Consider the following 13,292-nt stretch of genomic DNA (forward strand, 5'->3'; position numbering starts at 1 on the left):
CGTGGCCGATTCGTCATGTACGATAGCTGGTCGTGCTGCCAGCGTGATCGATGGCCAGGCCTTGCGACCATGCAAGCGAAGATACTCGCGCAGCGTAATGACACGGCATGGCATCACAGGAGAATGACGATGATTGATGGACTGGTGGGTGGGCGCCTGTACGGCGAGGCGCAGATTCGCACCGGGCAGAATGGCAGGCGGTTCGTGACCTGCAAGGTCCGGGCAACCACCAATGATGGAGATACGATTTTCGTCAACGTGATTGCGTTCGACGATGAGGTGCAAACCGCGTTGCTCGCACTGACTGACGCGGATAGCGTCGCGCTGACCGGGACGCTGACCCCCAAAGTGTGGACGGACAAGAATGGCCTGATCAAACCCGCCATGGATATGGTCGCCCACAGGGTCCTTACGGCTCATGAAGGGCGCCGCGAAGGCGATGATTGAGGTGTCAGGGCACTCGCATCATTGAGAGCCGAAGCGCCTAACAGAGTCGGTGACCTCCTTCGCCGCTAATCGTCGTCAGACTGCATTCAGCTATGGAATCTGCGACAGATTCCGCTTTGCCTCCAGCAGTTGAATCAGCAAGTCGTCACGCTGACGGAGCATTTCCGCGAATTCGTAACGTACGAGTTCCGCATCGACGCCTTTCGCGATTGTTTCGATGTAGTCGTCGCTCTCGGGATAAGTGCCCAGGTCTTTAGCCCAATCACGCTGAGCCGGACCGAGATGCTGCAGTACATGCGTCACACCGCCCGAGCCACCAGAAGCGTGGAGATTGAGAAACGGTCCGAGCAGCGCCCATCGCAGGCCGGGACCATAGGCAATGGCGGTGTCGATGGCCTCCACCGACGCGATCCCGCGCTGTACGAGGCTAATGGCTTCCTGCCAGAGCGCCACTTGCAGCCGGTTGGCAATGTGGCCCTTGACTTCCTTGTCGATCCTGATGGGCTTCTTGCCCGTCGCTGCATAGAACGCGATGGCCTTCGCAACGCTTTCGGGCGACGTCAGGCGACCTCCGCCGACCTCCACCAACGGAATGATGTGGGACGGATTGAACGGATGCCCGAGGACGATTCGCTCCGGATGCCGGGCGCCCGTTTGCATCTCGCTGACCGACAGCCCCGATGACGACGACGCGATGATCGCGTCCGGCTTCGCAGCCGACTCAATATTCGCGATCAATGCGTGCTTGACCTCCAGACGTTCCGGGCCACTCTCCTGAATGAAGTCGGCATGCCGCACGGCAGCGCCGACGTCCTTCGCAAACGTCAGGTTCTGACGCGAAGCGCCATGTGCCAGGCCAAGTCGCTCGACGGCGGGCCAACTGCTGTCGATCCACTCGCGCAGCCGCGTTTCGGCGCCTTCTCCTGGATCCGTCGCTGTGACCGCGAAACCTTGCGCCAGGAAATGCGTCGCCCAGCCTGCACCGATGACGCCCGTTCCCACGATCGCTACGTTGATGACTGGCTCGTTCATGTCTGCGCTTCCAGGCAGGTTGCGCGGGTCGATTCGCGCAAAGGCCGCAATCCGATGATCTCCCGTGCCTCGGCTGGAGTGGCCGGCTCATAGCCCATTTCGCGGACAAGGCGTACGAGTCGCTCGACCAGTTGCACGTTGGTCGCCAGTTCGCCGTGGCGGTAGTACAGGTTGTCTTCGAGCCCTACGCGCACGTGCCCGCCCAGCAGGAGCGAATTCATCGCGGCGGGCAGCTGCGCCGCGCCGATCGCGCTCACGTTGAACACGGTGCGAGGCGGCAGGTGATCGACCATGGTCTGCAACAGGCGCGGGGTGTAGGGCAACGCACCCTGGAACGCATTGGCGCCGATGACGATATTGATGAAGTGCGGCGCGTCATCGAGTCCCTCATTGATCGCGCGCTGCACGTCCTGAACGATGTCGGCGAGGCCGAACACTTCCCACTCCGGCTTGATGCCACGCTTCTTCATCATCTCGGCGATCTGCCGGATGCGTGAAGGCGGCGTCGCCACGAGAATTTCCTTGCCGCCGAAGCTCGCGATCACCGTCTGCGCATCGAGCGTGCACATTTCGACGCCATCGCCTTCCATGCCCTTCAGGCGTTCTTCCCACTGAATCTCCCACAGGCCGTTGTCGAGTTCGCGAACCATGTCGCCATCGACGCCGCCGCCCGTGGAATTGTTCAGGATGATGTCGCATCGGTCGCGAATCAGCCTGTTGATATGACTGTAAATGGCGGGATCACACGTGGCCTGATCGTCGGGGCGGCGCGCGTGCACGGCGACCACGCTGGCGCCGGCGTTGTAGCAGCGGTAGGTGTCGTCGGCGATCTCCTGCGGTTGTGTCGGCAGGGCGGGATTCATTTTCTTGTTGGCCATGCCGCCCGTCGGTGCGACGGTCACGATGACTTTGGGCTTGCTCATGTTCGTGTTCTCCTGAGAGGAAACAGGTCAAAAATGGGGTTGCTATTCCGGGAAAGCCTGGCTAATGACCGGTCATGCCATCGCCGGGGCCGACGCGGACCGCGCTTTTCGGCAGACCGAGCAGGATCGTGAGGCCACCGACGATGACGACTGCGGTCAAGGCAAGCAGACCCATCTGGATGCTGCCTGTCGAGCCCTTGATCCAGCCGATGAGCGTCGGGCTGACGAAACCGCCGAGGATGCCGAGCGAGCTGATCACCGCGATGCCCGCAGCGGCCGCATCACGTCCGAGGTAGGTTGGGGGAATTGACCAGAACAGCGAGCCGCCGCCGAAGATAAAAAACGAGGCGACACAAAGCAGAGCCATCACAGGTACGACATTCACATCGAGAAAAGAAGTCGAGGCGAGCGCGGCGGCACCGAGCGCAAGGGTTCCGCCGACGTGCCAGCGACGTTCCTTGAAACGGTCCGAACTGCGGCTTATGACCAGCACGCCCAGAGCGCCAAAGATATAAGGCACAGCGGTGTACCAGCCGATCGTGGCGATCGGCGCAATGCCGAGGCCTTTGATCATCGTCGGCAGCCAGAACGTGAGTGTGTAGACGGCGCAGGCGCAGCAGAAATAGACGAAGGCGAGCACATAGGTCTTCGGGTCCGTCAGCGCCGCGGCGAGCCGGCCACGCTGATGTCCGGTCTGCCCGCCGCTTTGCTGGTCGGCGTCGAGGACCGACTGCACCAGTCGTTTCTCGGCGTCATTCAGCCAGGGTGCGCGAACGGGCTTGTCCGGAAGCATGCGGTAAAGCAGGAAGCCAAGCAGAACAGTCGGCAGTCCCTCGACGAGAAAAAGCCACTGCCAGCCGTGCATGCCGCCACGGCCCTCCATGCCGCTCATGATCAGCCCCGACAGCGGTCCGCCGAGAACGCCCGTGATCGGCATGCCGAAAAGGAAGAGCCCCGTCACGCGGCCGCGTCGCTGGCTCGGATACCAGTACGTCAGATACAGGATGATGCCCGGAAAGAAGCCGGCTTCGAATACGCCCAGCAGGAGCCGGACGCTATAGAACTGCCACGGTTCGGTGATGAAGGCGGTCAATGCGGAAGTGAGGCCCCACAGCACCATGATGCGCAGGAAGGACAGACGTGCACCGATCTTCTCGAGCAGCAGGTTGCTCGGCACCTCGAACAGCAGATAGGTGACGAAGAAGACACCGGCGCCGAGCCCGTAGACAGCATCGGAAAACGCCAGATCCTGCTTCATCTGAAGCTGCGCATAGCCGATGTTGATGCGATCGAGGAAAGCGAACACGTAGGCGATGAGCACGATCGGCATCACGCGCCAACTGATCTTGCGGAAGACGATATCTTCCGCTGATCGGGTCGGGGACCTGCTGCTGTCCGGGTCCACAGCCGGCAGCGAACGGGCATGGGTCATTGCGTGTCTCCTGTGAGGTATGACACGCATTATTTCGGGCGCTTGCGTAAACCACTGTCTATCGGACGACAGTTACGGTCAGGGCAAACGCCAGGTCTCGACCTTATTGGGCAAGCGCCTGCAATCCCGGCAAATCCAGCACGACGAGCCCGCCGTACTCCGTCCGTATGAGGCCGGCGTCCTTGAGATGCATCATCGCCTTGTTGCAGGTCTGACGAGAAACGGCGGCGAGGTTGGCGAGTTCCTCCTGAGACAGTTGCAGATACCGCTCGCCGCGGGGATTCGGCAACGGATGCACCATACCCACCAGGGCTCTCGCCACCAGACTGTCGGTGTTGAGCAGTCCGTATGCGACCGCATTGCCCATGAACCAGTGCAGCCGCTCGTTCACCTGCATCAGCAGGAACTCATTGAAGGATGGCTGGCTGCTGCGCAACCAGTCGAACGTGGCGAGGGGAATCTGCGCGACGCGGCTGTCGCGCAGCGCGATGAGGTCGGACTGGCGCGGCGCCTTGCGCAGCAGTGTGCCTTCTCCAAACCAGCTTCCGGCCAGTTGCCCGCCAAGCGTGACAGTGCGGCCGTCGTGCGCGGTGATCGACCACTTGATCAGGCCTTCGAGCACGCCGAACCACACGTGCTGACGATCGCCGTGGCGGCCCAGAAACTGCCCCGCGGCGATGGCGCGCTCGGACGTGTCGGCGCGCACCTTGCGCCGCGCGGTCGCATCGAGCGACGTGAACCAGGGCGACTGGGCAAGCAGTTCGTCGACCGCGAGCGATGGAGCGGGTATGTGCACTGGACGAGTCATGCCCGTCTCCTGGTTGTGGTGTGCGAATGCAGATGCAGAGTGTCGCCGGATTGACAGAATCGCCTGTGCGACACGGGAATAATGATCGAATTGGAACGGGAGTTCAGGCTCATGAGCAAGGAAATCATCTTTAGCGTCGACGTGCAGTTCGGCGATTGCGATCCGGCGGGAATCGTCTTTTTCCCGAATTTCTCGCGCTGGATGGATGCGGCGTCGCACCATTTTTTCAGGCAATGCGGTCTGCCCGCGTGGCATGAACTGACGGATCCGGCGCAGTGCATCGGGCCGCCGCTACTTGAGATTCAGACACGTTTTAGAACTTCGGCGACTCACAGTGAGAGACTCGAAGTGCATACCCGCATTGAAGAATGGCGCGCCAAGGTTTTCATTCAGCATCATCGCATCATGCGAGACGATACGCTGATCTGCGAGGGACATGAGACGCGCGCGCTTTGTGTACGGCGCGCGGATGGCGGGCTCAAGGCAGTCCCGATACCCGACTATATTCGTGCGGCCTGCGCTTGATAGGTGACGGCATGACTGATTCAAAGGAGACGCCCATGGCGACCATGAATGACCAGCGTGTGCTCATCACGGCTGGCGCAGGCGGAATAGGCCGCGCAATCGCCGAAGCGTTCCTCGCCGCTGGCGCGAAGGTCTTCGTCTGTGATATCGACGCGGCCGCGCTGAAGCAGGTGTGTGAGCAATTGCCCGGCTTGATGACTTCCGTGTGCGATATCGCCGATCGCGCTTCGGCCGAAACCATGATGGCAAAAGCAGTAGCCGCGCTCGGCGGCCTCGACGTGCTCGTGAACAACGCGGGCATCGCAGGACCTGCAGCCAGTGTCGCCGATCTCGATCCCGACGCATGGGACAACGTTCTTCGCGTGAACCTCACGGGCACATTCACCGTGACGCAACTGGCTATTCCGCATCTGAAGAAGTCCGCAGCGGGGTCGATCGTCGTCATGTCTTCGCTGGCTGGGCGTTTCGGTTATCCGAATCGCAGCGCATATGCCACGACAAAGTGGGGGCTTATTGGCTTCACCAAGACGTTGTCCCGCGAACTGGGCGAATCAGGCGTCCGGGTCAATGCGATCCTGCCAGGCGCGGTGGATGGGCCTCGCTTGCAGCAGGTGTTTCAGGGAAGGGCATCCGTCAGCGGGCGCAGTGTCGCTGACGAAGAAGCCGCGGCGCTTGCCAATCAGTCCATCAAACGCTTCGTAGATCCGGCCGATATCGCCGCGCTCACCGTCTTTCTCGCGTCGAAGGCGGGGCGTTCTATCTCCGGCCAGATGATTCCTGTCGACGGTGATTCGCAAAGCGCGTCGTGAACCCTGTGCGGCGAACCTGGTGAAAGGGGAGTTGCACAATCCGACGATTGGGAAAGCCAGCCGCGATGACGATGGCACATCGTGCGGCCTGTGCCGGGAGGGGCCTTGATCGTGGCCATCCAGTTCCTGTTACCAATACGAGAAATCAATGGAATTCGATGGACGTCCGTTCTAGTTTTTCAAGAGACGTTGATCTCTCCACATTCGGAACAGGCCGTCATCCGCTCTTTGCATCCAGATACTGAGGGTCCACGTATATGGATCACAGCGGCACAATCGTGTGCTGCAAGTTCTGGAGACGAGCATGAACCGCAAATTGAGCTTCGCATTGATTGCACTTGCGATGACGACGTCCGGCATGGCAGCCGCAGAAGAAACTGTGACAGTAGGTGGGCAGGCGATGTATCCGAGCAGAGATATCGTGCAGAACGCGCTCAACTCCGCAGACCACACGACACTCGTTGCAGCAGTCAAGGCCGCTGGCCTTGTCGATACTCTCAAGAGTAAAGGTCCCTTTACTGTCTTTGCGCCCACCAATGAAGCCTTCGCGGCATTGCCATCCGGCACTGTGGAAACGCTCGTCAAGCCTGAAAACAAGGCAACCCTCGCAAGCATTCTGACTTATCACGTTGTTCCCGGCCGATACGACTTCCGAAAACTGGACATGGCTATCAGGGACGGCGGGGGAAAGACGGAATTGAAAACGGTAAATGGCGAGATGTTGACGTTCTCGGAGAATGGTCCGCATAACATTACCGTTGCCGATGAGTCGGGGCATACGGCCAACATTTCGACGTATGACGTGATGCAGAGCAATGGCGTCATCATGGTCGTTGACAAGGTCCTGATGCCACGGTGAGGGCGCGATTCTTAGGACACGCAGTCTTTATTGCCGTGCTGATACCGAATGCATTCGGAGCCAGGCATCGCGTGCATGATAGCCTGGGCAAGGCCTGTAGATTAAAGCTCGATTCGGCAGAACTGGCTGAAAGCACTATTGAGAAGAAAATATCGCTCGCGCCTGGACAACATCGCTAGTGCATATTCGTCAGGCTCTAAGCCTGCCGGAAAGTCGCATTCATCTAAGACTGCTGCATATATCCGCAGTCAGGTGCGTGCGGCGGCCCCGGAGCGCCTGGCATCGTTGCTGGAATAGTGAGCAGGATAACTGTGCAGGTTGCGTGAACTGTACAGGTAGGGGAGCAGATGGAGTAGTGTGCATGTCGCGTAGAAATTTGAAGAAAAAGAATCCCCTGACTTCTGGAAAACGCATGGATTCCATAGAAGAAAATGTGGGTAACGGATCACGCGATGCGAGCCGGCTACCAATTCACTACTCCATGGAGAAAAATAGATGAACGGCATCAAGAAGTCGGCATTGTTCGCAGCATTCGTATCGACGATCTGCATGACGGCACACGCGGAGGTCGTCAAGGTGGGCGTTGCGGGTCCTTTGACGGGAGGGCAGTCAAATTTCGGTAAGGACGATGAGCGAGGTGTGCGGCTAGCGGTTGAAGATTTGAACCGCAAGCCGATTGTTATCAATGGCCAGCCCGTTAAGTTTGAGGTGGTGTCCGAGGACGACGCAGCAGATCCGAAGACGGGTGTATCAGTCGCGCAGAAGCTCGTTGATTCGGGAGTCAAAGCGGTTATTGGTCACTATAATTCTGGCGTGACCATCCCGGCGTCCAGCATCTACAACAATGCGCACGTCCCAATGATCACTGGTGCTGCGTCAAACCCGGCAATCACGCAGCAGAATTTTCCTTACATTTTTCGTCTGGCAGCCAACGACAACGTGATGGGCGCGCGTATGGCCGAATACGCTGCGAAAGTGTTGCATGCCAGGCGCGTAGCGGTGATCGACGATCGTACGGCATACGGATCGGGTGTCGCTGATGTGTTCGTCGCCACGGCGAAGAAGAACGGGTTGGAGGTAGTCGGCCGGGAATATTCAAACGACAAGGCAACCGACTTCAATGCGATTTTGACTCACATCAAGGCTCAGCGGCCGGATGCCATCTTCTATGGTGGCTACTATGCGCAGGCCGCTTCCATCGGACGACAGTCCAAACAGTTGGGCCTTGAGGTTCCTGTGCTCGGCGGTGACGGGATCTGCTCTGTCGACATGCCCAAGCTCGCCGCAGGAGCGCTGGATGGCCGTGGGTATTGCGCCCAGGGAGGCTCGCCGCTCGCAAGTTTGCAAGGCGGTTCCGAATTTGCGACCCGATATGAGAAGCAGTTTGGCGTGAAAAACGACATCTACTCGCCAGCCTTTTATTCAGCGACCATGGTAATTGCACAGGCAATGAAGGCTGCCAATTCGACTGATCCCGAGAAGTTCGTACCTCTGTTGAAACAGATGCAATTTGCGACGCTGGTCGGGAAGGTGTCGTTCGACAAGACCGGCGAGTGGATTGATGCTCCTGTGACCGTGTATCAGGTAACGGGCAACGATCTCAACCCGATCCGATAAACCGTTGGCGGCGGACGGACGGCGGGCTACTGCCGTTCGTGTCCATTCAAACCGAACGCAGCCAACGTAGCGAGAGTGCCATGGACATTCTCGTTCAATGAATCCTGAAAGTGAGGTGAACCGCGACGGACTTTCTGTGCTGGTATCGACGAGTGCGATTCTGCCGGTGTTATGCGCTCAGTGTGCGTGGCGGCGCGTGATGAAGCGGAGCCTGCGCGGTCTCCAATACGTCCAGCGTCGCGGCACTTGGCTGTCAGAATCCACGCGACATTCGATGTGCCGCTTCGGTAAAGCTCTGCGTCCTCAATGCGTTGATACTTCGAAGTCAACGCAGAACATATCCTCTTCGCGTCGCACGACACTGCGCGTCACAGTAGACATCAGCGCATTGCGGAAAACATAGTTCACATCGGACCTTGACTTGCGCGTTAGTCGACGACAGCGAGCCGATTTAACAGATAGTTCGGATTGCTAATATGAATCTCGATCTCATGATTTGAAGAGATCGCCGGGAAGGCGAGGATGCCGTCGGCGTACCTGTCCGCCCCAACGTCTATGTTCATGAAGGCCCGGCATGGTGCGCCCTCGACTTCCAACCCGAGGCACTGGCGAGCAGCAGCGGACGGCTAGAGGTGGAAGCGATTCCACGTCAAACCGATGATGTGAGCACTCGTGCAATACGGGTAAACGCTGTGCTGAAATCCTTCCCAACGTCATTCGACGCGATATTAGAATCGTTGCTCTATTGCTGCGTCGCACAATCATCTGCAGATACACGGGTTTGTCTGGCTGACGACTTCGCTTCCGATTGTCGTCAATGTGATGTGGCAATTGCGAACCCGAGGCGCTACCGGCGCGAACCCGAGAGTCAGTGGATTGAAGAAATGGAAACGCGAACACTCATCTATCTGACGGATAGACCAGTGAACGAGTGGGTAGACGAACTCGTCGAACGCGGCTGGGACGTAAAAGTGATATCGACGTCGAAGCAGATTTCGATGCTCGAGACTGTCGGCGTCGTGGCGGGCGGTGTGGTCGATGTGAGAGCGACGTTTGCCATTAGCGATAGCGCGTTGCTCGAAAGAGCGTTATCAATCGCATCAATTGGCTGGATCGCAATCGTCGGACAGGGACAACTGCATGACGAGCCCGACTTGCGAAGGCTCATTCACGGGTACTGTTCTGACTACGTTACGCAGCCGCCAACGGCGATGCTCGTCGCTCAAGCGGTTGGACATGCGTACGGCATGCTCGGGCTGGCGGAGCAGCGCGTAATGCCCACTGTAGCCGCGGTGGCAGAGGGTGAGATGGTCGGTGCGTGTGAAGCCATGCACGCGCTGTTTCGCGCAATTCGCAAGGTCGCGATGACCGATGCTCCCGTTTTCATCGCGGGAGAATCCGGCACGGGCAAGGAGCTGACGGCGGCGGCGATTCATCGACGGTCCGTCCGGCATGCCCGACCGTTTGTCGCGATCAATTGCGGCGCAATTCCTCGTGAACTCATCCAGTCGGAGCTGTTCGGCCATGAGCGCGGCGCGTTCACTGGCGCCAACCAGCGGCGCCTTGGCCGCATTGAATCGGCCAACGGCGGAACCCTTTTTCTCGATGAGATCGGAGATCTGCCGCTGGAGAGCCAGGCGAGCCTGCTGCGGTTTCTGCAGGAGAGCACGGTTGACCGTCTGGGCGGGACAGAATCGATTGACGTGAACGTTCGCATCATCTCCGCCACGCATGTGAATCTTGAGGCCGCTGTCAGGGATGGACGTTTTCGCGAGGATCTCTTTCACAGGTTGTGTGTGCTTCATCTTGAGGTGCCGCCGCTTCGTGAACGCAGCGACGACATTGAACTACTGGCTGATCACATGCTTGCCAGGTTCCGCCAGGGCGCGAGGCGCAAGCTCCACGGCTTTGCACCCGATGCCCTGCAGGCGATCGCGCGATATGGCTGGCCGGGCAACGTGCGTGAGCTTGGCAACCGTGTGCAACGGGCGGTGATCATGTCGGAGGGACGCCGGATAACGGCAGCGGATCTTGAGCTGGAGCATCTGATCAGCAAGAAGGGGATGACACTGAACCGGGCACGCGAGCTTGCCGAGCGGCAGGCAATCGAACAGGCGTTGCTTCGTCATCGTGGTCGCTACGTCGACGCGGCGCGCGAGCTGGGTGTATCGCGTGTGACGCTCTATCGGTTGCTTGGCGCACACGGGCTGAGGGATCAGACGGACCCGGCACCGGACAGGGCGAGCGCGCCCGTCGGGTAGCGCTCAGAGCGGCGATCAGCGTGCGCGCCAGGTTGTCGGGTCAGGGCCACGCATTGCAGAACCGTGAAATCATCAGGTCGCGTCAAAGGAAACATCGATGTCGGAAACGGTGAAGGACGCACAACAGGAATTTCTGGATGCCATGACCGTGAATGGGAAGGCCGTCTGGGTGTTCCTGATCAACGGCATCAAGCTGAGCGGCACCATCGCGGGCGTAGATACGCACGCTATTTTCGTGCGATCGCCGGGCGGGATCCTGATGGTCTATAAACACGCGATAGCAACGGTGTGTGAGCCATACACGCGCCTGTGGGCAAGTCAAACCACGGGATCATCAGCGCGTGAGCACCATTCATCGTCTCGCGGATCACCTGCATAGGGGACGGGAGGTGGTGTTGCCTGGCAATACAGGCGTGAATATGCGTCGCCTGGTTATTACGTTTAGCACCCCTTGGCTGTCGAGTGTCGAACGTCCGCTACAGATCCGTGAGTCGACGCCAGCAGGGCTTGCGAGAGACCTGCCATGCCGCAGAATGTGCACTGTATCATCCGTGTGATCGGTTTCTTCAGGACTTACGCGACAATCAACCGTCTGAAAGTGTAGGGCGTTTCATCCTCATAAGCTCTTTCACCTCATGCCGATCATCTGCGGATAAGATCGGGACCGTCAGCCATTTGCCATCGGGGTATGCGTGGGCTTCATCGTAGAGCTTGACCAGCTGTGGGCTCCAGAAATATCGCCGCGCCTCAAACTTCTCTCGCTCAGCTCGCCCCAAGACCACCAGAACCGAAAACTGCCGGTAAGCCGGCAGCAGAGTGCAGAAGGCCCGGGTCTTTTTGTAGCGCAGTGACCATCCGCGTTTCTTGCCACCATATAGCCAGTCTGGTGCGAAAACAGTGGGGTAGGATGCATCAATCCAGCTACGTAGCTCGACCCAATGTTCAAACGCCTCCGGCCCCATCCAGTCACGGACAATGTGCTCATCAGGTTGTGAAGTTTTGTCGGTGATTCTGTCACCGATCTGCGCGGACTGTTTCACGTTGCATTCCTCTTCGTCTTCATGGATGGACTGCTTCTAGTGGTGCTGACGCTCGACAGGCAACCACCCAAAGCGATATCCCTGGCTGCCAGTTACCTGATCGGCGTGGTCAGCGCTTTATCGTTGGTGTCGACGACGAACACAGCGATCAGCTTTGCAGGCTCGGTTTTGCTCGCGTTGCGGCTGGTCGAATGGATAGCGCCCGGCGGTTCGGACCAACTCTCGCCTGCCCGAAAGATGCGCGTCTCACCGTCATTCACCTTCGACTCGATCGCACCCTTGATCACGTAGGCGTAGATAAAGGCCGACTTCGCATGGGTGTGAGGCACGGAGGCCGCACCTGGCGCGTAATCGACTTCCACCGCAATCAGCGACTTGCCGGGGACATTGGGAATAACCCCTTCGAAGTGCTTCGAGACGGTTTCCCCTTCGCCGTCGTGCGCGGAGGCGCTGGCGGCTGTCACGATAGCGAGTGCCACGTAGCTGGCAGCGATGATGGTTCGGATCTTCATGGACTTCTCCTTTTGAGAGCCGGCGAGTCGTTGCTCTGCCGAGTTTTATTCCCGTTGGGGTTGAGTGCAAAGGAATGCCGGATCCTGGTTCTCACTCGCCATGATGTCGACCCGGTGCGCTTCATAGGCCAGGCACGTCTCCTCCAGCATGATGCCGACCTTCACTCCATTGGGCGCCGGTAAGGAGAAGAGCTGGAGCCGATCGGGATAGTGCGCTGGCCAGCGCATGAAGATTGGATGATCGAATGTCATTTTGTTTCCGGTGAGCGAGCGGAGCCAGCCATGAACATGACATGGCCGACTCCTCCGCCCGGATCCGTGCCGCGGCCGTCGCCATCAGGCAAGCAGACCACATTGCTCCAGGCTAATGGGGTTTAGATCGAGCCTGCTGGGACAACTGCGGGGAAATCCTTCTCGGGATCGAACACGTTGTTGAAGAAGTTCGTCAGGGAATACATGGCCACCAGCGCGACGACCTCCATGACGTTTGCATCCGTGTAGCCGGCATCGCGTACAGCTTGCAGATCGGCGCCGCTGACCTGGCCGCGGGTTTCAATGACCTTCCGCGCGAACTGGACGGCTGCATCCCGTTTCGGATCGGTCGCGTGGCCCTTCCGCGCGAGAATGATTTCATCGGCCGGCAGCTTCGCCATATGCTCAGCCGTGAAGCTGTGAACCGTCAGGCAGTAGTTGCAACCGTTCACTTCGGAGACAGCCAGGCCGATGCTGTCACGCGTTTTCACGTCAAGTGCCTTGCTCAAGGAGCCAAGCAGCGTCGCCCACGCATTGAACGCAATTGGGCTCTGCGCGAAGGCCGCCATCATGTTGGGGGTGAATCCGATATTTTTCGTGAACGCATCGAGTGTCGGCTTCGAATCGTTCGGTACCTGGTCCTGCTTTAAGATAGTAGTCCTTGTCATCACAGTCTCTATAAGTTACGGGTTTTACTGCTTGAGGAAACTTCAGGGGGAAACCACTTCCTCGGCTTACTTCATGCCTCGCTTCGGCGCGAAGCGGGTTGGGCCTT

The 13,292-nt window shown here is 58.9% G+C and carries 14 protein-coding genes and 1 pseudogene; 7 read left to right on the plus strand and 8 right to left on the minus strand.

What is annotated here, in order from left to right; all coding sequences use genetic code 11:
* The first annotated feature begins 129 nt into the window (after nucleotides 1-129).
* Nucleotides 130-447 carry a single-stranded DNA-binding protein gene (locus G3O01_RS06605; protein ID WP_205803747.1) on the plus strand — a complete coding sequence of 106 codons (318 nt, stop codon included), beginning with the start codon at nucleotides 130-132 and terminating at the stop codon, nucleotides 445-447.
* Between the two features lie 90 nt (nucleotides 448-537).
* On the opposite strand, the gene G3O01_RS06610 is transcribed toward G3O01_RS06605, so the two are convergent.
* The 4 genes from G3O01_RS06610 to G3O01_RS06625 form a co-directional block, all read right to left on the minus strand.
* Entirely contained in the window at nucleotides 538-1,479 is a 942-nt protein-coding gene (locus G3O01_RS06610) for a 3-hydroxyacyl-CoA dehydrogenase NAD-binding domain-containing protein (protein ID WP_205803748.1), read from the minus strand.
* Nucleotides 1,476-2,402, minus strand: a complete 927-nt coding sequence (locus G3O01_RS06615) for a 3-keto-5-aminohexanoate cleavage protein (protein ID WP_205803749.1) — start codon at nucleotides 2,400-2,402, stop codon at nucleotides 1,476-1,478. Before G3O01_RS06615 ends, G3O01_RS06610 begins: the two co-directional genes overlap by 4 nt.
* A gap of 61 nt (nucleotides 2,403-2,463) precedes the next feature.
* Nucleotides 2,464-3,834, minus strand: coding sequence for an MFS transporter (locus G3O01_RS06620; RefSeq protein ID WP_205803750.1), 1,371 nt, complete (start codon nucleotides 3,832-3,834; stop codon nucleotides 2,464-2,466).
* 103 nt (nucleotides 3,835-3,937) lie between these two features.
* Complete coding sequence (locus G3O01_RS06625) at nucleotides 3,938-4,642, minus strand: Crp/Fnr family transcriptional regulator (RefSeq protein ID WP_205803751.1); 705 nt, start codon at nucleotides 4,640-4,642, stop codon at nucleotides 3,938-3,940.
* Nucleotides 4,643-4,753: 111 nt separating this feature from the next.
* Between G3O01_RS06625 and G3O01_RS06630 the strand changes: the two genes are divergently transcribed.
* From G3O01_RS06630 to G3O01_RS06655, 6 genes are all read left to right on the plus strand, one after another.
* The gene (locus G3O01_RS06630; protein ID WP_205804070.1) at nucleotides 4,754-5,167 is read left to right on the plus strand and encodes a thioesterase family protein; all 414 of its coding nucleotides are present in this window, start codon (nucleotides 4,754-4,756) and stop codon (nucleotides 5,165-5,167) included.
* Nucleotides 5,168-5,202: 35 nt separating this feature from the next.
* Entirely contained in the window at nucleotides 5,203-5,976 is a 774-nt protein-coding gene (locus tag G3O01_RS06635; protein ID WP_205803752.1) for an SDR family oxidoreductase, read from the plus strand.
* Between the two features lie 304 nt (nucleotides 5,977-6,280).
* Entirely contained in the window at nucleotides 6,281-6,835 is a 555-nt protein-coding gene (locus G3O01_RS06640) for a fasciclin domain-containing protein (RefSeq protein ID WP_205803753.1), read from the plus strand.
* A 495-nt stretch (nucleotides 6,836-7,330) separates the two neighbouring features.
* Entirely contained in the window at nucleotides 7,331-8,452 is a 1,122-nt protein-coding gene (locus tag G3O01_RS06645; protein ID WP_205803754.1) for a branched-chain amino acid ABC transporter substrate-binding protein, read from the plus strand.
* An 884-nt stretch (nucleotides 8,453-9,336) separates the two neighbouring features.
* Nucleotides 9,337-10,713 (plus strand): sigma-54 dependent transcriptional regulator, encoded by a 1,377-nt coding sequence (locus G3O01_RS06650; protein ID WP_205803755.1) that lies wholly within the window; start codon nucleotides 9,337-9,339, stop codon nucleotides 10,711-10,713.
* 97 nt (nucleotides 10,714-10,810) lie between these two features.
* A complete protein-coding gene (locus tag G3O01_RS06655) occupies nucleotides 10,811-11,092 on the plus strand; it encodes an RNA chaperone Hfq (RefSeq protein ID WP_205803756.1) in 282 nt (93 codons plus the stop codon).
* 205 nt (nucleotides 11,093-11,297) lie between these two features.
* Here the strand turns inward: G3O01_RS06655 and G3O01_RS06660 are convergent, their stop codons facing one another.
* The 4 genes and pseudogenes from G3O01_RS06660 to G3O01_RS06675 all read right to left on the minus strand — a co-directional run bounded on the left by G3O01_RS06660 (nucleotide 11,298) and on the right by G3O01_RS06675 (nucleotide 13,185).
* Entirely contained in the window at nucleotides 11,298-11,753 is a 456-nt protein-coding gene (locus G3O01_RS06660) for a DUF3788 domain-containing protein (protein WP_205803757.1), read from the minus strand.
* A gap of 92 nt (nucleotides 11,754-11,845) precedes the next feature.
* Nucleotides 11,846-12,265: a cupin domain-containing protein gene (locus G3O01_RS06665; RefSeq protein ID WP_205803758.1), complete on the minus strand. Its 420-nt coding sequence runs from the start codon at nucleotides 12,263-12,265 to the stop codon at nucleotides 11,846-11,848.
* A 50-nt stretch (nucleotides 12,266-12,315) separates the two neighbouring features.
* Nucleotides 12,316-12,517 (minus strand): annotated as a pseudogene (locus G3O01_RS06670) (glutathione S-transferase); the annotation flags it as partial.
* A gap of 122 nt (nucleotides 12,518-12,639) precedes the next feature.
* Nucleotides 12,640-13,185, minus strand: a complete 546-nt coding sequence (locus G3O01_RS06675; protein WP_205803759.1) for a peroxidase-related enzyme — start codon at nucleotides 13,183-13,185, stop codon at nucleotides 12,640-12,642.
* Nucleotides 13,186-13,292: the final 107 nt, after the last annotated feature.

Origin of the sequence: Burkholderia sp. Ac-20365, assembly GCF_017104715.1 — a bacterium.
GTDB lineage: Bacteria > Pseudomonadota > Gammaproteobacteria > Burkholderiales > Burkholderiaceae > Paraburkholderia.